Annotated in this window: 23 protein-coding genes; 14 read left to right on the forward strand and 9 right to left on the reverse strand. The window is 71.2% G+C overall.

Features of this window, described 5'->3' with window-relative positions:
• The 3 genes from ABD296_RS30080 to ABD296_RS30090 all read left to right on the forward strand — a co-directional run.
• A partial coding sequence (locus ABD296_RS30080; protein ID WP_344274585.1) for a hypothetical protein occupies positions 1-804 on the forward strand: 804 nt, incomplete at its 5' end.
• A 28-nt stretch (positions 805-832) separates the two neighbouring features.
• Positions 833-1,339, forward strand: coding sequence for an MSMEG_6728 family protein (locus tag ABD296_RS30085; RefSeq protein ID WP_344274588.1), 507 nt, complete (start codon positions 833-835; stop codon positions 1,337-1,339).
• Positions 1,340-1,359: 20 nt separating this feature from the next.
• A complete protein-coding gene (locus tag ABD296_RS30090) occupies positions 1,360-2,616 on the forward strand; it encodes a PP2C family protein-serine/threonine phosphatase (protein WP_344274590.1) in 1,257 nt (418 codons plus the stop codon).
• Positions 2,617-2,674: 58 nt separating this feature from the next.
• Here the strand turns inward: ABD296_RS30090 and ABD296_RS30095 are convergent, their stop codons facing one another.
• The 4 genes from ABD296_RS30095 to ABD296_RS30110 form a co-directional block, all read right to left on the reverse strand.
• Positions 2,675-3,691: an alpha/beta hydrolase gene (locus tag ABD296_RS30095; RefSeq protein WP_344274593.1), complete on the reverse strand. Its 1,017-nt coding sequence runs from the start codon at positions 3,689-3,691 to the stop codon at positions 2,675-2,677.
• Positions 3,692-4,039: 348 nt separating this feature from the next.
• Positions 4,040-5,554 carry a hypothetical protein gene (locus tag ABD296_RS30100; RefSeq protein WP_344274596.1) on the reverse strand — a complete coding sequence of 505 codons (1,515 nt, stop codon included), beginning with the start codon at positions 5,552-5,554 and terminating at the stop codon, positions 4,040-4,042.
• Entirely contained in the window at positions 5,551-5,844 is a 294-nt protein-coding gene (locus ABD296_RS30105) for a hypothetical protein (RefSeq protein WP_344274599.1), read from the reverse strand. Before ABD296_RS30105 ends, ABD296_RS30100 begins: the two co-directional genes overlap by 4 nt.
• 102 nt (positions 5,845-5,946) lie before the next feature.
• Positions 5,947-6,234 carry a hypothetical protein gene (locus ABD296_RS30110; RefSeq protein ID WP_344274602.1) on the reverse strand — a complete coding sequence of 96 codons (288 nt, stop codon included), beginning with the start codon at positions 6,232-6,234 and terminating at the stop codon, positions 5,947-5,949.
• Between the two features lie 241 nt (positions 6,235-6,475).
• Between ABD296_RS30110 and ABD296_RS30115 the strand changes: the two genes are divergently transcribed.
• Together ABD296_RS30115 and ABD296_RS30120 are read left to right on the forward strand one after the other, a co-directional pair.
• The gene (locus ABD296_RS30115) at positions 6,476-7,012 is read left to right on the forward strand and encodes a ferritin-like domain-containing protein (protein ID WP_344274605.1); all 537 of its coding nucleotides are present in this window, start codon (positions 6,476-6,478) and stop codon (positions 7,010-7,012) included.
• Positions 7,013-7,063: 51 nt separating this feature from the next.
• Entirely contained in the window at positions 7,064-8,032 is a 969-nt protein-coding gene (locus tag ABD296_RS30120; protein WP_344274608.1) for a TIGR03557 family F420-dependent LLM class oxidoreductase, read from the forward strand.
• Between the two features lie 51 nt (positions 8,033-8,083).
• On the opposite strand, the gene ABD296_RS30125 is transcribed toward ABD296_RS30120, so the two are convergent.
• Positions 8,084-9,097, reverse strand: coding sequence for an Lrp/AsnC family transcriptional regulator (locus tag ABD296_RS30125; protein WP_344274611.1), 1,014 nt, complete (start codon positions 9,095-9,097; stop codon positions 8,084-8,086).
• A 115-nt stretch (positions 9,098-9,212) separates the two neighbouring features.
• Between ABD296_RS30125 and ABD296_RS30130 the strand changes: the two genes are divergently transcribed.
• Together ABD296_RS30130 and ABD296_RS30135 are read left to right on the forward strand one after the other, a co-directional pair.
• A complete protein-coding gene (locus ABD296_RS30130) occupies positions 9,213-10,733 on the forward strand; it encodes an MFS transporter (RefSeq protein ID WP_344274614.1) in 1,521 nt (506 codons plus the stop codon).
• Between the two features lie 505 nt (positions 10,734-11,238).
• A complete protein-coding gene (locus ABD296_RS30135; RefSeq protein ID WP_344274618.1) occupies positions 11,239-11,724 on the forward strand; it encodes a hypothetical protein in 486 nt (161 codons plus the stop codon).
• A 64-nt stretch (positions 11,725-11,788) separates the two neighbouring features.
• Here the strand turns inward: ABD296_RS30135 and ABD296_RS30140 are convergent, their stop codons facing one another.
• Both ABD296_RS30140 and ABD296_RS30145 read right to left on the reverse strand, forming a co-directional pair.
• Positions 11,789-12,112, reverse strand: a complete 324-nt coding sequence (locus tag ABD296_RS30140) for a DUF397 domain-containing protein (protein ID WP_344274620.1) — start codon at positions 12,110-12,112, stop codon at positions 11,789-11,791.
• Entirely contained in the window at positions 12,109-12,903 is a 795-nt protein-coding gene (locus tag ABD296_RS30145) for a helix-turn-helix domain-containing protein (protein ID WP_344274624.1), read from the reverse strand. Before ABD296_RS30145 ends, ABD296_RS30140 begins: the two co-directional genes overlap by 4 nt.
• Positions 12,904-13,071: 168 nt before the next feature.
• Between ABD296_RS30145 and ABD296_RS30150 the strand changes: the two genes are divergently transcribed.
• A complete protein-coding gene (locus ABD296_RS30150) occupies positions 13,072-13,302 on the forward strand; it encodes a hypothetical protein (RefSeq protein WP_344274627.1) in 231 nt (76 codons plus the stop codon).
• Positions 13,299-13,613, forward strand: coding sequence for a hypothetical protein (locus tag ABD296_RS30155; protein ID WP_344274630.1), 315 nt, complete (start codon positions 13,299-13,301; stop codon positions 13,611-13,613). The genes ABD296_RS30150 and ABD296_RS30155 overlap by 4 nt, the downstream gene beginning before the upstream one ends.
• Positions 13,614-13,617: 4 nt before the next feature.
• Here ABD296_RS30155 and ABD296_RS30160 read toward each other — a convergent pair whose 3' ends face one another.
• Positions 13,618-14,160, reverse strand: a complete 543-nt coding sequence (locus ABD296_RS30160; protein ID WP_344274634.1) for an NUDIX hydrolase — start codon at positions 14,158-14,160, stop codon at positions 13,618-13,620.
• Positions 14,161-14,188: 28 nt separating this feature from the next.
• Positions 14,189-14,329 (reverse strand): hypothetical protein, encoded by a 141-nt coding sequence (locus ABD296_RS30165; protein ID WP_344274637.1) that lies wholly within the window; start codon positions 14,327-14,329, stop codon positions 14,189-14,191.
• Between the two features lie 3 nt (positions 14,330-14,332).
• Between ABD296_RS30165 and ABD296_RS30170 the strand changes: the two genes are divergently transcribed.
• The 5 genes from ABD296_RS30170 (at position 14,333) to ABD296_RS30190 (ending at position 18,234) form a co-directional block, all read left to right on the forward strand.
• Entirely contained in the window at positions 14,333-14,476 is a 144-nt protein-coding gene (locus ABD296_RS30170; protein WP_344274640.1) for a hypothetical protein, read from the forward strand.
• Positions 14,477-14,600: 124 nt separating this feature from the next.
• Positions 14,601-15,866, forward strand: coding sequence for an alpha/beta hydrolase-fold protein (locus ABD296_RS30175; protein WP_344274643.1), 1,266 nt, complete (start codon positions 14,601-14,603; stop codon positions 15,864-15,866).
• Between the two features lie 49 nt (positions 15,867-15,915).
• A complete protein-coding gene (locus tag ABD296_RS30180; protein WP_344274646.1) occupies positions 15,916-16,470 on the forward strand; it encodes a hypothetical protein in 555 nt (184 codons plus the stop codon).
• Between the two features lie 118 nt (positions 16,471-16,588).
• Positions 16,589-17,395 carry a VOC family protein gene (locus tag ABD296_RS30185; RefSeq protein ID WP_344274649.1) on the forward strand — a complete coding sequence of 269 codons (807 nt, stop codon included), beginning with the start codon at positions 16,589-16,591 and terminating at the stop codon, positions 17,393-17,395.
• Positions 17,392-18,234, forward strand: coding sequence for a VOC family protein (locus ABD296_RS30190; RefSeq protein ID WP_344274652.1), 843 nt, complete (start codon positions 17,392-17,394; stop codon positions 18,232-18,234). Before ABD296_RS30185 ends, ABD296_RS30190 begins: the two co-directional genes overlap by 4 nt.
• Positions 18,235-18,289: the final 55 nt, after the last annotated feature.

Here is an 18,289-nt window from a genome sequence, read left to right on the forward strand (position 1 = left end):
ACCGCCGCGGGCAAGGGCGCGCTGGCGGCGGCCGGCGCCGTCGTCGTCGCCGCCGCGGCCGGAGGCGCCGTGTACGCGACGAAGGACTCCACCAAGCCGCCCCCGAAGGACCACCCTGTCCTGGCCCTCGCCGCCCAGACCGAGACGATCCCCGGCACGTCCGTCAAGGTGGACGGCGCGAAGTACGCGACCGTCACCGGACTGCACGACGCGGCTCTGCAACGGCGCATCAACGCCGCGCTCCGCGCCCCGCTCGACGAGCTGATCGCGCTGGCGAAGGAAAGCCGCAAGCAGGTCGCGTGCGGGAGCACCCCGACCACCGTGACCGTTCAGACGCGCCTGGGGCTCCAGGGCCCGCGCCTGGTGTCGGTCCGGTACTTCCAGATGTCCGACTGGTGCCAGAAGGCCGACGGCGCCCCCGGCGGCGAGGTCGTCACCGTCGACCTGCGCACCGGCCGCCGGATCACCGCGGCCGACGTCTTCCGCCCCGGCACGCTGACCGCCGCCGGGGTGGGGACGCTGAAGTCGCGGCTCGTCCAGCGTGACGGGCGCCCGTGGGAGCCCGACTGCTCGGGGGGCAAGGCCTGGCGGCCCGGTGACTTCCAGGCCACCGCGCCCGAGGGCCTGTACAAGGGCGCCGGGCACACCCCGCCGCACCTGAGCGCCTTCCTCACCCCGTCCGACTTCCAGCTCGCCTGGTTGGACTCCGGCAGCGACGGCTGCGGCAACCTCGACTTCGGTGCCCCTTACGCCAAGGTCCGCGACCTGCTGAAACCCGAATTCGCCGCGCTGCTGCCCAAGTGAGGCCCGGGGTGGCGGGTAGGGGAGGGGCGTGCAGACGTTCCTGCCCTGCCCCGACTTCGCCGCCACCGCCCGCGTCCTGGACCCGCGGCGGCTCGGCAAGCAGCGGGTCGAGGCGCTCCAGGTGCTGCGGGCCCTCACCGTCCCCGGATACGGCTGGCAGCGCCATCCCGCGGTCCTGATGTGGACCGGGTACGAGGAGGCGCTCGTCCGCTACGGCCTGGACATCTGCGCGGGCTGGTCCGCGCTCGGACGCGCCGACACCTGCGCCGCGACGATGACCGCCGACCTCGCCGCCGCCGGAGGCCCCGCGCCGGTGCGCGACCAGGCGGCCCTGGCCCGCGCCGGGGAGGCGCCGCCGTGGCTCGGCGAGCCCGCGTTCCATCTGAGCCACCGCTCCGCGCTCGTCCGCAAGGACCCGGGCCACTACGGGCCGCTGTTCCCGGACATTCCGGACGATCTCCCCTACGTCTGGCCGCGCTCCGACCGCGAACGGCCCGCCGGCGCGGCGCGACTTACCAGGGACGATGCCGGGTAGGGCCCCACCCGGAGGTACCGATGAGCACCGATGGACGGCCGGACGGGCGGCCCGGCGGCGAGCGGCTGCTGCGCGACATGCTGGACGCCAGCCACCTGATCTCGCTGGAGCAGCTGCCGGACATGGTCGCCGGCCACGCCGCGCCGGCCGGCCTCGCGGACGTGCGCATCTACGTGGTGGACCTCCAGCAGCAGGTCCTGCGGCTGCTGACCGGCCGGGGCGCCGACGCCGGGCGCGGATCCGGGGACGAGCCGGAGGAGCTGCGCGTCGAGGGAACCCTGGCCGGCCGCGCCTACCGGACCGTGGAGACGGTGACGGGGCACCCCGAGGATGACGGCGCCCACCACCTCTGGGTCCCGATCCTGGACGGCACGGAGCGGATCGGCGTCATGCGGGTCACCACCGCGCCCGATGACGCCGAGGCCGCGGCGACCGCCAAGTTCCTCGCGGACCTGGTCGCGCTGATGATCGTCAGCAAGGGGCCGTCCAGCGACTCGCTCGCCCGGCTGGTGCGGACCCGGGACATGACCGTGTCGGCGGAGATGCAGTGGCGGCTGCTGCCGCCGATGACGTTCGCCAACGACGCGATGGTGATCGGCGCGGCGCTGGAGCCGGCGTACAAGCTGGGCGGCGACACCTTCGACTACGGCCTCGCCGGCGACACCGTCCACCTGGCCGTCTTCGACGCGATGGGCCACGACACCTCGGCCGGCATCACGGCGAACCTCGCGGTGGCGGCGCACCGCAACAGCAGGCTGCAGGGCGCGGGCCTGGTGGAGAGCGGGCGCGCCATCGAGGAGGTGCTGATCGAGGAGGACGACTCGGGACGGTTCGTCACGGCGGTGCTGGCCGAGCTGGACACCCGTACCGGCAGCCTGTCGTGGATCTCGCACGGCCATCCGCCGCCGGTCGTCATCCGCGGCGGCCGCTGGGTGGCGACGCTGGAGTGCGAGCCGGGCCACCCGCTGGGCACCGACCTCGGCGTCGAGCCGTCCGTGTGCCGCGAGCAGCTCGAGCCCGGCGACCGGCTGCTGCTCTACACCGACGGGATCGTGGAGGCGCGCGACCCGAACAAGGAGGAGTTCGGGCTCGTCCGGTTCGTCGACTTCATCATCCGCCGCAACGCCGACGGCCTGCCGGTCCCCGAGACGCTGCGCCGGCTCGTCCACAGCATCCTGCAGCACCACGAGGGCCGGCTCGACGACGACGCGACCGTCCTGCTGCTGGAATGGCGCGGCTCCACGGGCATCAGACGCGCCGAGCCCGGCGCGGGCTGACGCGCGGAAAGGCCGCCGCCCTGACACTGTGCAGGGCGGCGGCCTGGGGTGCTGCCGTTCACGCGATGCCGAGGGCCCGCATCAGCATCGGGTAGGCGTCGTGGAGGTCGCGCTGCCAGTACGGCCAGGAGTGCTGGCCGTCGAAGAAGCGGGTGGTGACGGGGATGCCGAGGGCGTCCAGCCGGTCGGCGAAGGCGTGCGAGACGTCGTTCGCGGCGGTCTCGACGGGATCGGTGATCGGGAGCCCGCCGAGCGATCCGGCCTTGCCGTTCCCGCAGGCCACGTACAGCTTCACGCCGGCGAGGCGGCCGGCGAGGTCGGTCGGGTTGTGCGCGTGCCAGATCGCGGCCTGCGCGTCCGGCTCGCCCCAGACGCGCCGCCAGTCGGTGCCGGGGCAGGAGAACGACGGGCCCCAGCCGATCGAGTCGTCGCCCGGCTTGTAGCCGTACATGGTGTCGACGTACCCGCTGAATGCCGCGGCCGCCTGGAACATTCCGGGGAACCGGGCCGCGTACAGCATGGCGCCGAGGCCGCCCATCGAATTCCCCGCGACGACGCGGCGGGAGTTCGCCCGGTAGCCGTTCTCGAGGATCGCGCGGAGCTCCTTCATGTGGAAGGTCTCCCATTCGGGTGATCCGCCGTCTCCGTAGTTCCACCAGTCGGAGTAATTGCCGCAGCTTCCGCCTTCCGGCATGACCACGATGACGGGGGTTCCGGCGGTGAGGGACGCGACGTCGGTGCCGCGCGTCCAGGCGGTGTAGTCGTCCACGCCGCCGTGCAGCAGCCACAGCGTCGGCCATCTCCGCTCGGCGCTCTTCGACCACCCGGACGGCACGAGAAGGCGCACCTTCTCCCGGTCGCCCATGGCGGGGGACTGGACGGTGAGATCGATGGTGCGGGGGGCGACGGTCGTCTCGGCGACGACCTTCGCGCCGGTCGCGGTGGCCGCGGCGGTGCCGGCGGAAGCGGTGCCGGCGAGCGCGGGGGCGCCCGGGACGAGCGCGGCGGCCAGGATGAGCGGGAGCAGCAGGGCGAGGAACCCCGGCCCTGCGCCGGGGGTGGGGCGTCGGAGCAATGCGGGCCTTCCGGGGACGCCGGCGGGGTGGGCCGGCAAGGGAAAGGGGAGCGCCGTTGTTCGGCGAATGCGCGCAGCCCGGTGAAGGGCGGGTCTCGCCCTTGCCAGGTGCCTTCGAGCCGTTATCCGGCCCGGTGGTGAAGTGCGGTGGGGGGTGGGTGGATTCTGCTACTTACTCCGAGTAGGTTCCCGTTTCGGAGCCGCGCCAAGCGTCCTATCCGAAAAGGTAAGAGAATGTTGCCGTACAAGCGTCGCGCCGGGCACCCGTGAGGGCGCCCGGCGCGTGCGGTGAACGTGATTTCCGCGGTGTCGTTGATTTGTGCGGTGCGGCCGGTGCCCGGCGACGGGTCAGGCGTTCGGCACCGGCTCGGCGGTCGGCCCGTTGACGTACCGGACGGCCATCCGCACCGCCCCGCGCAGCGTCCGGAGCAGGATCAGCGCGAGCCCGAGCAGCGGCAGCACGAGCAGCACGATCTGCAGCCCGGAGGCGATCAGCTGCAGCGCGCCCGCGCCGTGCGCGGCGTCGGCGGCCAGCCCCTGGATCTTCCGCCAGTCCATCCGGATCAGCGCCGGGACCTGCGTGGAGATCAGCGCGAGCTGGAACAGCATCACCGGCACGATGATCAGCACCCACATCGTGACGAAGACCTGCGGCCAGCGCTTCAGGTCGTTCAGCCGGTCGTCGGCGCGGCGGCGCAGCAGCGCCCGCCGCAGGATCGGCCCGATGTACTTGAACAGGTCGGGGACGCCGACGAGGTCGGACATGATGTAGTAGCCGTCGAACCGCAGCGTCGGCAGCAGCTGCTGGAGGATCTCCAGGTTGACGTACAGCACCGCGACCAGCAGCGGCTCGAACCCCGTCTGCAGGTACGCCAGCGTCAGCGCGATCACGAAGATCCCGTTGAAGTAGACGCCGGCGAGGTCGGCGCGCAGCCGCCCGGCGCGGCCGAGCCGGTAGGACTCGGTGATGTCGGTGTAGAACGCCGGCCAGACCAGGTAGATGCCGCACCCCATCACGCCGGGCCGGACGCCCCCGTACCGGCAGGCGGCGGCGTGCCCGATCTCGTGGAAGGCGCACGACGCGACCCCGAGCCCCATGATCAGCAGGATGCTCACCGGGGCGAGGATGGCGTGCTGCAGCGCCACGCTCATCGACCGGGTGCTCACCACCCAGGCCTCGGCGGAGACGACCCCGATCAGCGCGGGCACCAGCACGAACGGCCGGAACAGCCAGGCGAACAGCCCGGCGACGAACCAGGTGGCCGACTCGGGGAACACCGCGATCCGGAACCGCAGCCCGAGGAACGGGTCGGCCTTCACCACCCGCGGCGCGGTGCCGTCGCTGTAGGTGGTGACGCCGAGCGGGGCGAGCTTGCGGTCGGCGAGGTAGACGACCTGCTCGCCGGTGAGCCGGGCGCCGGCCTCCCGCGAGACCGCCTCGGCCACCCGGTCCAGCGCCGTCTCGATGTCGGCGGTGCGGGCGAGGCCGCGGTGCTCGTGCAGCGCCTTGGCGACCAGGAACAGCAGCGGCGGGAGCCGGACGAGCTGCCGGTTCGGCAGGCAGACGAGCTGGGGCGGCTCCCGGTAGCCGGAGTTCTTGAACTCGCCGACGAGTTCGACGCCGTCGGCGAGGACCGGCAGGGTGAGGGGCGCGACCGGCCGCCCCGCGTCCGCCGGTACGGCCGTGCCGACGGCTTGCCCCGCGCCGGCGGACTGTGCCGCGGCCGCGGGCTGTGCGGCGGCCGACGGCTGTGCGGCGGCCGCGGGTTGCGCCACCGCCGCGGGCCGCGCCGGGCGCGCCGGCGCGCCCGCGTCCGCGTCCGCGCCGCGCTGGGAGGTGGACTTCCGGTGCGCTCCGCTCATGACCCGTGGTGGACCACGACCGGGACGCAGGTCGTCGTCGTGTATCCGGGTTCGGCGAACAGGCCGGTGCCGAGCAGGCCGGGCGTGCCGGTGGAGTGGGCGTACTGGCAGGCGTAGGTGACCTCGGTGTCGGAGCCGCCGGATCCGCCGTCGTTGATGTTGATGTTCTTGTTGCCGTTGTCGCCGCCGCCGGCGAGCAGGGTCGACAGCACGGCCCGCTGCGGCAGCACCTCGCCCGTCAGCCGGTCGAGTTCGGCGTAGCTGAAGGCATGAGGGTTCGTCTGGCTCATCGGTTGCCTTAACAGATCGTCCGGGAAAAAGGGGGGAAGGGCCGGCGGGAGAACGCCGGCCCTTCCCATGCGGGCCGAAGCCCGCGAGCACGTCGAATCGGATCAGTGACCCGAGACCACCGAGCTGCCGGCGCAGGTGAAGGACGTGCTGGGGTTCTCGGAGCTGAGGCCCAGCGCGCCGATGAGGCCGCCCTGCGAGTGGTTGATGTTGCTCTGGCAGTTCGGGACGACCGCGGTGGTGCCGCCGTCGTGGCCGCCGCCGTGGTTGAAGTTGAGGTTCGAGTTGTCGTTGTCGCTGCCGCCGCCGACGAGAAGGGTGGACAGCACGGCGCGCTCCGGCAGAACCTCGCCGGCCAGCTTGTCCAGCTCGGTGTAGCTGAAGGACTTCATGTGGTTCCTTTTCTTCCTTGTCACGCCCGGATCTCAAGGTGGAGCCCGGATGTCCCTTTCCCGCCTCAGGTCGAGACGAGATAGCTCTACGTATAGCACGTGTGACTCACGGTGGCCAAGCAGGGCGGGCCGCCACCGGGACGCGCCACCGCGGCGCCGTCCGCGCGGCCCCTTCCGCGCAGGCATGGAGATCGCCTGCTGGGTAGGGGAAGCAGCGTCCGCGCTGACCAGGAGGAGAGGCATGGCCGACAACAGCTTCAGCATCGACGTGGCGGCGATCCGGGAACGGGCCCGGGAGAAGATGGCCGACGGGCCGGTGACGACCGGCTACAAGCGGAACCCCGAGGAGGTCATCGGCGTCCTCAACGACGTGCTCGCCACCGAGATCGTCTGCTGGATGCGCTACTCGCAGCACGCGATCAGCGCCACCGGCATCGACCGGGCGCAGGTCGCCGCCGAGTTCACCGAGCACGCCGACGAGGAGCGCGACCACGCGATGCGCGCCGCCGAGCGGATCAGCCAGCTGGGCGGCGACCCCGACTTCAACCCCGAGACGCTGGCGGCGCGCTCGCACACCACGTACGAGACCTTCGACGACGGCGACCTCAAGGGCATGCTCCAGGAGAACCTGGTCGCCGAGCGGATCGTCATCGAGTCGTACCAGGAGATCATCCGGTGGCTCGGGGAGGGGGACGTCACCACCCGCCGCCTCATGGAGGACATCCTCGCCGAGGAGGAGGACCACGCCGACGACATCATGGACCTCCTCGGCAACTGAATCTCGAGCGTCTTGACGATTGGGCGCGTTCCCGGGGGTATCCGAGCCGTCATGGAATTCGGATACACCCTGCTCTGCGAGCAGACACCGCCCAAACAGCTCGTCACCGACCTCGTCGAGGCGGAGGACGCCGGCTTCGACTACTCCGTCATCTCCGACCACTACTTCCCGTGGCTGGAGGACCAGGGCCACTCGGCCTACGCGTGGTCGGTGCTCGGCGCCCTCGCCCAGGCCACCCACCGCATCCCGCTGATGACGTTCGTGACGTGCCCGATCATGCGGTACCACCCGGCGGTGGTGGCGCAGAAGGCCGCCACCGTGGGGGTGCTGTCGGACGGGCGGTTCACGCTCGGCCTGGGCGCGGGCGAGAACCTGAACGAGCACGTCGTCGGGCGCGGCTGGCCGTCGGTGGACGTCCGGCACGAGATGTTCGCCGAGGCCGTCGAGATCATCCGGGCGCTGTTCGGCGGCGACTACGTCAACTACGAGGGCCGGCACTTCCACGTCGACTCCGCCAAGCTGTGGGACCTGCCGGACCAGCCCGTCCGGATCGGCATGGCCGCCTTCGGGCCGCGCGCCGGGCGGCTGGCCGCGCGCCACGCGGACCTGCTGATCTCCGACCAGCCCGTCGGCGACGTGGTGAGCCTCTTCCACCGCGAGGGCGGCGGCGGCAAGCCGGTCTACGGGCAGATCCCCGTCGCCTACGGGCAGGACTATGAGGAGTGCAAGCAGCGGGCGCACCGCTACTGGAAGTTCTCGGCGCCCGCCTGGAAGGTGATGGCCGAGCTTCCGGGCACGGTGAACTTCGAGGCGGCCACCCAGACCGTCCGCCCGGAGGACGTCGTCGAGTCGGTGCCGTGCGGCGACAACGTGGAGGACTACCTCCAGGCCGTCCAGCAGTGGAAGGACGCGGGGTTCACCCACATCGCGTTCTGCCAGAGCGGGCCCGACCACCAGAAGGACTTCCGCACGTGGGCGGAGGCCGACCTCCTCCCGGCGCTGCGGGAGCGCTTCGGCTGACCCCCGCCCGGCCCCGGTCCCGGTCCGCGTCCGGGACGGACGGGCGGGCGGTTAGCGGCCCGCGTCCGGGCGCGGTCTGCGCGAGGCGCGGAACGCCGGGTCGAGGATCGTTCCGGCGCGCTTGACGTTCCGGACGATCGGCGTGGTCTCCAGCTGCCGGACGGCCTTCAACGCGGCGACCCGTTCGGTGAGGTACCGGTAAAGATGACGGGAGTCGCGGCACACGACCTGCACGGCGAGGTTCGCGGAGCCGGTGGTGGCCGCGGCGAAGACGACCTCGGGATGCCCGGCGAGCGCCCGCCCGGTGGCCGCGAGGTCGGCGGGCGGCACACTCGCCCACAGCCGCGCCGCCGTGTGCAGGCCCACGTAGGGAAGGTCGAACTCGGCGTAGTAGTGCAGGACGCCGCTGGCCCGGAGGCGGTCGAGGCGGCGGCCGACGGTGGACTGGGACCATCCGGTCGCGGCGGCGAGCTCGGCCTGCGCGGCCCGGCCGTCCCGGGCCAGCACGTCCAGGAGCCGCTGGTCGCCGTCGCTCAGCGGCCCGATGTCCGCGGTCTCGGGCACCGGGTCCAGGGTGAGGTCGCGGACCTGCCGCGGCGTGAGCGCGCTGAGCCCGCGGACCCGGTGCGGGGAGCCGTAGTAGGTGTGCAGCACCGAGTGGGCGGCGATGTCGGCGACGCGGGCGCTGCGGGGGAGCCGGTCGAGCAGGAACTGCTCGCTGTCGTCCTCGCTGCGGGCCCGCGCGATGCACAGCACCTCGGTGCCGCCCGAGACGATCTGCACCCACGCGGTGTCGGGACGGCGCGCGAGGACGGCGGCGACGTCCCGCGCGGCGCCGGGCACGCAGCGGAGCCTGAGGAGCCACCGGCCGTGGGCGGCCGAGTCGGCGGACGGGACGCCGACGATCCGCAGCAGGTCCCGCGTGCGCAGCCGCCGGTACCGGCGGGCGATGGTCTGATCGGAGACGCCGAGCACCTCCGCGATCCGGCTGAACGACGCCCGGCCGTCCAGTTGGAGGGCGTGGATCAGCTGCCGGTCGAGATCGTCCGCCTCAAGGATTTCCACCGCCACAGCGTAGAAGATGTCGAAAACTAGTAGATGAACCGACGCTGAGTGGTTTCTTGGCATCCTCCGCGTGATCGTTGCCGGGACGGACGACGGACGATCGCGGAGGAACGAGATGGGCAAGTGGTGGCCCCTGACGGCGGTGTGCCTCGGGGCGTTCATGCTGCTGGTGGACGTGAACATCGTGACGGTGGCGCTGCCGGACATGGCGGTGGGGCTGGGGGCGTCGTTCTCCTCCCTGCAATGGGTCATGGACGTCTACGCGCTGGTGCTGGCCGCGCTGCTGATGGGTGCGGGGGCGCTCGCCGACCGGGCCGGGCGCCGCCGGGTGTACGTGATCGGGCTGGTGCTGTTCGCGCTGGCGTCGCTGGCCTGCGGGCTGGCACCGGACGCGCCGGTGCTCCTCGCCGCGCGGGCGGTGCAGGGCGCGGGCGCGGCGATGATGTTCGCGACGACGGTCGCGCTGATCACCGCCTCCTATGACGGCCGCGACCGGGCCGCGGCGTTCGGCGTCTGGGGCGCGGCGAACGGCGCCGCCGCCGGTGTCGGGCCGGTGCTCGGCGGACTGGTGACGCAGGCGCTCGGCTGGCGGTGGATCTTCCTGCTGAACCTGCCGGTCAGCGTGCTGGCCGTCGCGCTGACGCTGCGGGTGGTGCGCGAGTCGCGCGACCCGGCGGCCCGCCGGATCGACCTGCCCGGGGTCGCGCTGTTCGCCGCGGCGGCCGGCGCGGTGACCTACGGGCTGACCCGCGCGGGGGACGCCGGCTGGACGTCCCCGGTGACGCTCGGATGGCTCGCCGCCGGCGCGGTCGCGCTGGCCGCGTTCGCCGCCGTCGAGATCCGTAGCCCGCACCCGCTGGTGGACCTGCGCCTGTTCCGCGCGCCGGCCTTCACCGGGATCATGATCGCCTCGCTGGCGATGTCCGGGACGGCCTTCGGCTACCTCCTCTACACCTCGCTGTGGCTGCAGTCGGTGGCCGGGCTGAGCGCGATCGGCGCCGGGCTCGCGATCCTGCCGATGAGCGGGCTGGCGTTCGCCGCGTCCTGGCTGACCGGGCGGTTCCTGCACGCGGTCCCGGCACGGCTCACCGTCGGCATCGGGCTGCTGCTCGTCGGCGCGGGGACGCTGGGCCAGTCGGTGCTGACCGCGGGATCGGGCTGGTCCGCGCTCGTCCCCGGTTTCGCGCTCACCGGGGTGGGCGTAGGCGTCGCGCTGCCGAACGTCACGGCGGCGGCGACGGCCGCGGTGCCGCCCGAGCGGGTCGGGAGCGCGGCCGGCGCGGTCAGCGCGCTCCGGCAGCTCGGGTTCGCGTTCGGGATCGCGGTGCTCGGCAGCGTCTTCCACGGCGTGCTCGAACGCTCCCTCCACGGCGACGTCCGCGATCCGGCCGGAACGGCCCGCGCGGTCGCCGGCGGGCACGCCGCCGAGGTCATCCACCGGACGCCCGGCGGGGCGGTCGAGTCGGCCTTCGCCGCCGCCCTCGACGCCGCTACGGCGACCGCCGGGGTGATCGCGATCGCCGCCGGGATCGCGGTGTTCGCCCTGGTACGCCGGGACAGGCCGGCGGCCGGCGCGGCTACGCCCGAGCCCGTCGCGACGGCGGCGAAAATGACCGGATCGAACGGAGCCCGATGATCCACATCGCCGCCGAACCCGACTTCACCGTGTCCTCGTCCCAGAGCGAGGACACGGCCGGTACGCACACTTACCGGATGGTCCCGCAAAGCCCCGTCCACCAGGAGATATCCCCATCCGTGCGCGTCTGCTGACGCGACGGTACCGGTAAGGCGAAATGCGATCCGGCTCGCCCGAAGGGCCGGGATTCTGCCGTCCGAATCCAAACAGAATTCGGTTCTAGTTTCCTGTCGTCTCAGGTGGAGCCCCGGCTTGACCTGATAATTCGCATCCGGGTATTGACGGGCCCCCGGTCGCTGTCTACGTTCTCACTAGAACGCGTTCTACCCAGGTGACCGGAAACCGATGTCGAGTGGCGCGACGGTTCCGGACACCGTTCCTCGACGCCGCGGTGCTCCCACCGCCCACCCGACATGTGCGGATCGGGGCGTCCCGGGTCGCGGAATCTCCCACCCCGTTCGCCGGGTGCAGGCGCGACGCCCGCCGTCCCGAAATGAGGACTCCCTTGTCCCGCATCAAGAAGCTCGCCGCCATCGCCTCGACCTCGGCCGCCGCCACCGCCATCGCCGTCGCCGCGACCGCCGCCCCCGCCCTGGCCTGGACGGCCGGCCCCTACACCGCCAACCTGTCCGGGAACATGACGATCGACGCGGGCACCGCCGTGACCTGCAGCGGATCCACCCTCAGCGGCGACCTCGCCGCCGACGGCTCCCTCACGGTCACCTCCGCGAGCATCTCCGGCTGCCCCGCCAGCGTCACGCCGCAGAACCTGCCGTGGAGCGGCAGCCTGAGCGGCGGCAACGCCAGCATCACCGGCTTCTCGGTCCAGGCCCTCGGCTGCACCTACGGCGGCACCATCAACGGCACCTACTCCGGCGGGGACACGCTCCCGGCCACCGTCACCTTCAGCAACCAGAAGGTCTCGGCGACGGGCGGATTCTGCCTGGTGCAGTCCGTCACCCTCACGGCCACCTACGTCTTCTCCCAGTGACCACCGGACCCTGATCCCCACACCACGACCCGGGCGGCGCACCGCCGCCCGGGTCCCCGGGACATCAGCCCAGATCGTGCCCGCTGCCCTTGACCTCGCGCGTGAACGCACGCCAGGCCGCCGCACCGAACATCAGCTTCGGCCCGTCCGGATCCTTGCTGTCCCGCACCCCGACAGCAGGAGCGAGGCCAGCCACCTCAACACACTCCCCGCCGCTGTGGCCGCTGTGGCTGCTCGTCCGCCACAGGCCTGCCACCTCGACGCAGTCGCCGCCCTGATGGTCGCTGTAGCTGCTCTTGCGCCACAGCCCCGCAACCTCAACGCACTCGCCGCCTTGGTGGTCGCTGTGGCTGCTCTTACGCCAGCGGAGGAGGTGCGTGTTGTTCATAGGCTCTCCAAAACCGTCCTGATCAGCGCACGTGACTCTGCTACGGGGAGCGCGTGACCTCTAAGCAAGTCCCAGCGTAGAGCGAATCCAGCAACCTTGTCGGGTTGTTCGATCAGGGTTCCGACCCCGGCCGACTCCGAATACGCCACATCCGAGCCATCGAATCCGAGGATTGTGAAGCTCCCGCCAAGCCCTGCGTGATAGCCGACGTTTTGGGGGACGACGTTGATCATGATGTTCGGTCGCTCGCTGAGTTCGAGCAGGAACGCGAGCTGTGTCTTCATGACCTCTGAGCCTCCCACCATGCGGTGGAGCACGGTTTCGTCCAAGGCGAACCACGCAAAAGGCGGGGGATCGCGCAAGAACACTGCTTGGCGTTCGAGACGTTGCTCTACTAGCTCATCCGTGCCACTGGCCCTCTCGGCACCCAAAACGGCGCTCGCGTATTGCTTGTTCTGAAACATTCCGTTCACGAGAAGCGCCGAGAAGACGCGTATAGCGGACGCCTTCTTCTCGCGTTCGGCGTATTCGGTGAACCCGGGCGGAAGGGTGATCTGTACTTCGACTTTGTTGGCGTGCTTCCATAGACGGTAAAAGTGGCCGTCCGTCTTGAAGTACGTGTCGAGGTCTTTGGCGCTCTGCTCGGATACCTTGCGGCCGCTCTCCATCGTGCTGATCCACTGCGGGGTGCAGCCGAGCGCGTCGGCGAGCTCCTTGCCGGTGAGCTTGGCCTTCTCGCGCATGCGGCGCAGCTCTTCCCCGAAGAAGATGCGGGCTTGGTTCTCAGCCATTACGGCCTCCGGAGGGGTTAACCAGGCGGCGTGGTTGAGTTGATCTTGTTGTCCGCTTGACCGGGGGTGTCCTGCGGTTACTGGCCGACCATAACTCACGGTGTGAATGTGGTCACAGCGGTTCGTCAACTCCGACACGAGGTTCCTTGGATGAGTTGCAGGACGATAGTGACCGATTCACTGAAAAACGGGCAGTTCGCGCCCGGCTGGTACGGCGAGGCCATGGGGGACGGTTACGTTGCGCGTCGCTTCGGCGGCCTGAGCGACTACCAATTGCTCAACGGCTGCCTGCCGGAGGTGCAAGCCCGTGATGAGGGCGAACTCTGGTTGCTGTGCGACGCTCAGACGCGCCTGGCAGAGAGGGTCGCGCTGGCCGAGTCCGTCCGGAGGCGGCCGTGAGCGTTTCCGACCACCACGAGCGCAACCCGGGTGCCGAGTCGTACGTCCGGCTCCAGGCTCTCGCCATGCACCTCAGGGTGCACGGGTTCGCGGTCGAGACCGTGGCCGGCGGTCTGGTCGTCCGGAACATGTCCAGGGCCGGATGCTGTGCCACCCAGCAGGTGGCCGGTGACATGATCACCTGCCGTCCGCACGACGGGGACGGCGGGCGCTACTGGTACTTCACGTCCTGGCGGCAGCCGATCGCCGAGTCCGAGCGCATCACCGACGCCGTGGTGATGATCAAGGGATACCTGGGCGCCCCCGCCTGAGGGATCAGGCGATCGAGCGCAGGCGCGCACGCATCAGCAGGCAGCACGTCGCGGAGTGCGTGATCGTCCCGTCGAGGACCATCTCCAGTGCCTCGTCGAATCGCATCGCGAGCGGCTCGATGTGCTCGGTCGGTTCCGGTGCCGCCTCGCCCTCGGTCAGGTCGCGGGCGATGAACAGGTGGTTGCGGCACCGGACGATGGCCGTGAACGGGTCGACGTGGCCGCAGTCGATCCATTCGCGTGCGGTCAGTCCCAGTTCCTCCGCGAGTTCGCGCCTCGCCGCCGCGATCGGCGCCTCGCCGTCGTCCAGACCGCCGCTGACCAGCTCGATCGACGGCCGGCCCAGCCCGTACTTGTACTCGCGGACCAGGAACACCCGGCGGTCCGGCGTGATCGGCAGGATCGTGACGCCGTCCGTCATCGTGACGACGCCGAACAGGCCGGGCTCACCGGACGCGTGGATCACCCGGTCCTCGCGGACGGAGATCCACGGGTTCTCGTAAACGCCGCGGGACGAGACGACCACGGGCGCCGGATGCTCGACCATCGCAAGGCCCCCTCACCCGAAGTTTCGCCTACGCCATGATGCCGCCGTGCTCGCCGGTCGAGGAGTGGGGCCGGCCGGTGCGCTGGGCGAGCTGGGCGCTGAGGCGCCCGATGAGGTTCGCGACGGTGCTCTGGCCGGAGATGTCGGCCCCTCGAGGACGCGGCGGCACTCCATGATCTCGATCCAGATGAAGGCCGGGCAGGCCGCGCGGCGGCTCGCGCTCATCGGCGGCGTGGTGGTGCTGCAGGTCGCTCCGCTGCCGATCGGACTGGTGGTGAGCCGGAGCCGCGCCATTCGGGCAAGCCGGAATGCGTGACTTTTATTGGAATTCTTGTCAATACTTGCGAATGTGACTGCCGGGACAGTAGTTTCTTCGGGCGAGCGAGCACAAGGCCGGGACAGGCGCGCGGTCCGGTTCGGTCCGATCGGCTGGGGAGTCCATGAAGAAGCGTACCGACAGGAAGATCGCCATCGCCGGGACGGCGGCGGCGGCCGTGATCCTGCCCGCCGTCATGGTGGGGCTCGCGCAGGCCGGGGTGGGCGTGCCGAAGGGCAAGCCGCAGGCCGCGGGCAACGCGCAGCCGATCCCGTCCTTCGGGCCGCCGACCCAGCCGTCGCAGGTCTCCGGGTCGCCGTCGCCGACGGCGCCGGCCCCGAAGCAGACCCCGATCAAGATCCCGAACGTGCCGCTGACGCACGGCGGCAACCCGTTCGGGACCGGCGGCTCGCCCGCCAAGAACGACCCCGACACCAACAACGGCTCGCACGGCCAGAAGCCGCACCTCCCGCCCGGCGTCGGCGACGGCAAGTACCGCAAGGCCCCCGACGGCGCCACGATCACCGCGATCAAGAAGGTGCACGCGCAGGAGTTCGACGTCAGCATCGCCTCCCCGGCGCTCGGCGCGGTCGTGCAGACGCGGGTGCTCGTCCCCCAGGGCTGGAAGGCGAGCGACACCACGACCTACCCGGTCGTGTACGCCTACCACGGCGGCAACAACAAGTACACGTCGTGGAGCCATGACGGCCACATCGAGAACGTGGCCAAGAACTACAACGTCATGGTCGTCATGCCCGAGGGCGGCTCGAACGGCTCGTACGCCAACTGGTGGAACGGCGGCAAGGGCGGCATCCCCGAATGGGAGAGCTTCCACATCGGTGAGGTCATCCCGCTGATGGAGGCCAACTTCCACGCCGGCTCCACGCGCGCCGCGATGGGCCTGTCGTCCGGCGGGCAGGGATCGATCACCTACGCCGAGCGCCACCCGGGCTACTTCAAGTACGCCGCGTCCTACAGCGGCGCGCTCAACATCACCGCGCCCGGCATGCCGACGGTGCTGACCATGATGAACAAGGACGCCGGCACGAAGATCTGGGGCGACCCGATCTTCAACCGGTCGAACTGGGAGTCGCACGACGCCGCCGTCAACGTCCGCAAGCTCAAGGGGACGGGCCTCTACATCTCCTCCGGCAACGGCAAGCCGGGCCCCTACGACAACCCCAACGCGGCGCCCGGCGACGCGGGCCGCGTCGGTGAGGACCTCGCCGGGCAGATGACCGTCAACTTCGTGAACGCCGCCAAGCGGGCCGGCGTCCCCATCACCTCCCACCTGTACGGGCCGGGCATGCACAACTGGAAGTACTGGCGCCGCGAGGTGAACCTCAGCTGGCCGGCCATGATGGCCGCCATCGGGGCCAAGAAGTCCTGACCCCTCTCACTCCGGCGGTCGCGGGACGCGCGGGCGGTAGCGTGGCCGCGTGAAGGGGTTGGCGCGGCGCGAGTTCCAGCTCGTGCTGCTGCGCCGCATGGCGGACTACCAGCCCGGTCTCGTCGAGGACGCGGTGCGCGCCCTGAACGCCTCCCGCACCGAGATGCGCGAGGTCAACGCCCGCTGGCAGCGGATCCTGCGGTCCCGGACGTTCCCGCGCGGCCGGCGCCGCTACGAGGCGGTCCTCGGCCCCGCCGACGCGGGGGAGCGCCGCGTCGGCGACGTCGTGTGCGAGGTGGCCTCCTGGCCGCCGTTCCCGCTGTGGCCCGGCCTGCGGTTCGAGATCATGATGGCGCCGGACGGGTCGGTCGCGCAGGAGTGGCTCGTCCGCCCGGAGGACGCGCCCGTGCCGGAGCTGCGCACCGTCGACGACCTCGTCCCGTGGACGTGCGTGGTCGGCGACCTGGCCGCGCGGTGGGACGGCCTCGCGCACCAGGACGGCGACGCGCCGAGCCGCTGGCATGTCGGCTTCTCCACCCCCGACGGATCGTCCTATGTGGCCCACTTCGTATGGGGTCTGCTGCAGGAAGTGGTGAGCGTCTAGGCTCGCCCGCTTTGGTCAAGTTTTGGCTGGTCTTTGGGGTATTCCGGCATCGCCGCGCCCGCCGTGATGGCACATCCGCCCATAACGTGGTGTTCATGCGCGCTCCGAAGGCGGGACCATGCCCGAAGTGACCGGACACGCCGCCGGCCGCCCCTCCTGGGCCGAGCTGGCGAGCCCCGACGTCAAGGCGTCGGGGGAGTTCTACTGCCGCCTGTTCGGCTGGTACGTCTACACGCTCACGGTCCCCGAGCTCGGCGACTACGACGTCTTCACCCTCGGCGACGTCCAGGGGCCGGAGGTGGCGGGGATGCAGTCGCTCGCCGACGACGCCCAGCCGCCGTCCTGGACCTGCTACTTCCGCACCGACGACATCGACGCCACCCTCGACACGATCAAGGCCGCGGGCGGGCGGGAACTGGTGCCCCCGACGGACGTCTCCGACCTCGGGCAGATGGCGCTGTGCACCGACACCGAGGGCGCCGACTTCGCGCTGTGGGTGCCCGGGAACCTGAAGGGGGCCGGCGTCGTCGACGAGCCCTCCGCGATGTGCTGGGTGGAGCTGGCGTGCCGGGACACCGAGGAGGCGCGCCGCTTCTACGGCAAGGTCTTCGGCTGGCAGACCGTCGAGCGCGACTACTACACCCCGTACACCAACTTCAAGGTCGGCGACTGGTCCGTCGGCGGCATGGTCTCCATCGAGCAGCTGAGCCGGTACGCCTACGAGGCCGAGCCGCACTGGATCCCGTACTTCTGGGTCGAGGACTGCGACGCGACCGCCGCCAGGACCGCCGAGCTCGGAGGCCGCGTCCTGCTCCAGCCCACCGACATCGAGCCGGGCCGGTACTCGGTGCTCGCCGATCCGGCCGGCGCCCGGCTGGCCGTGATCACCCCGGCACGCGACGACGGCCCCAGGGAGGCCCGATGACGCAGGAGCCGATGACGCCGGAGCCGGTGAGGCCGGAGCCGGGCTGGCCGGGCTGGATCGACCTCGCCAGCCCCCGCCCGGACGAGGCCCGGACGTTCTACTGCGAACTGTTCGGCTGGTACTCCTACACCCTCAACGTCCCCGACTACGGCGACTACACGATGTTCACGCTCGGGGACGTCCAGGGGCCGGAGGTGGCGGGGATGCAGTCGCTCGCCGACGACGCCCAGCCGCCCTCCTGGACCTGCTACTTCAAGGTGGAGGACCTCCAGGAGACGGTCGACACCGTCCGAGCCCTGGGCGGGCAGGAGCTCATCCCGCCGACCAACTACGCCGGGATCGGGTCCATGGCGCTCTGCATGGACCCGGAGGGCGTCGACTTCGGGGTCGCCACGCCCGGCAACGCCATCGAGTTCGGCATCGTCAACAAGCCGTTCGCGATGTGCTGGGCGGAGCTCGCCTGCCGCGACGTCCAGGAGGCCCGGCGCTTCTACGGCGGGGTGTTCGGCTGGAAGGCGGTCGACCGCGACTACTACGGCTCCGTCTACACCAACTGGAAGATCGGTGACTGGTCCGTCGGCGGCATGGTCTCCATGGACGACCGGTGGCCGCCGCACTACCCGCCGCACTGGATCCCGTACTTCTGGGTCGAGGACTGCGACGCCGCCGCGGCCCGGGCCACCGAGCTCGGCGGGAACGTCCGCATCCAGCCCGCCGACATCCAGCCCGGCCGGTACGCGATGATGACCGACCCCACCGGCGCCCGGCTCGCGATCATCACCCCCAGGGTCATCGACGGCCCCGGCCTCTCCCTCGGCTCCCCGCCCGGCCCGCCGTAGACCGCGGACCGCGCGTCACGCGCGGTCCGGCACCGCGCACGCCGGCGTGCCCGTC

The organism is Actinomadura napierensis (genome assembly GCF_039529375.1).
Classification (GTDB): domain Bacteria; phylum Actinomycetota; class Actinomycetes; order Streptosporangiales; family Streptosporangiaceae; genus Spirillospora; species Spirillospora napierensis.

Bases quoted from the DNA above. Each gene is read 5' to 3' on its own strand.
- ABD296_RS30090 (WP_344274590.1), top strand. From the start codon at position 1,360: ATGAGCACCGATGGACGGCCGGACGGGCGGCCCGGCGGCGAGCGGCTG.
- ABD296_RS30100 (WP_344274596.1), bottom strand. From the start codon at position 5,554: ATGAGCGGAGCGCACCGGAAGTCCACCTCCCAGCGCGGCGCGGACGCG.
- ABD296_RS30105 (WP_344274599.1), bottom strand. From the start codon at position 5,844: ATGAGCCAGACGAACCCTCATGCCTTCAGCTACGCCGAACTCGACCGG.
- ABD296_RS30110 (WP_344274602.1), bottom strand. From the start codon at position 6,234: ATGAAGTCCTTCAGCTACACCGAGCTGGACAAGCTGGCCGGCGAGGTT.
- ABD296_RS30115 (WP_344274605.1), top strand. From the start codon at position 6,476: ATGGCCGACAACAGCTTCAGCATCGACGTGGCGGCGATCCGGGAACGG.
- ABD296_RS30120 (WP_344274608.1), top strand. From the start codon at position 7,064: ATGGAATTCGGATACACCCTGCTCTGCGAGCAGACACCGCCCAAACAG.
- ABD296_RS30130 (WP_344274614.1), top strand. From the start codon at position 9,213: ATGGGCAAGTGGTGGCCCCTGACGGCGGTGTGCCTCGGGGCGTTCATG.
- ABD296_RS30140 (WP_344274620.1), bottom strand. From the start codon at position 12,112: ATGAACAACACGCACCTCCTCCGCTGGCGTAAGAGCAGCCACAGCGAC.
- ABD296_RS30145 (WP_344274624.1), bottom strand. From the start codon at position 12,903: ATGGCTGAGAACCAAGCCCGCATCTTCTTCGGGGAAGAGCTGCGCCGC.
- ABD296_RS30160 (WP_344274634.1), bottom strand. From the start codon at position 14,160: ATGGTCGAGCATCCGGCGCCCGTGGTCGTCTCGTCCCGCGGCGTTTAC.
- ABD296_RS30170 (WP_344274640.1), top strand. From the start codon at position 14,333: ATGATCTCGATCCAGATGAAGGCCGGGCAGGCCGCGCGGCGGCTCGCG.
- ABD296_RS30175 (WP_344274643.1), top strand. From the start codon at position 14,601: ATGAAGAAGCGTACCGACAGGAAGATCGCCATCGCCGGGACGGCGGCG.
- ABD296_RS30185 (WP_344274649.1), top strand. From the start codon at position 16,589: ATGCCCGAAGTGACCGGACACGCCGCCGGCCGCCCCTCCTGGGCCGAG.
- ABD296_RS30190 (WP_344274652.1), top strand. From the start codon at position 17,392: ATGACGCAGGAGCCGATGACGCCGGAGCCGGTGAGGCCGGAGCCGGGC.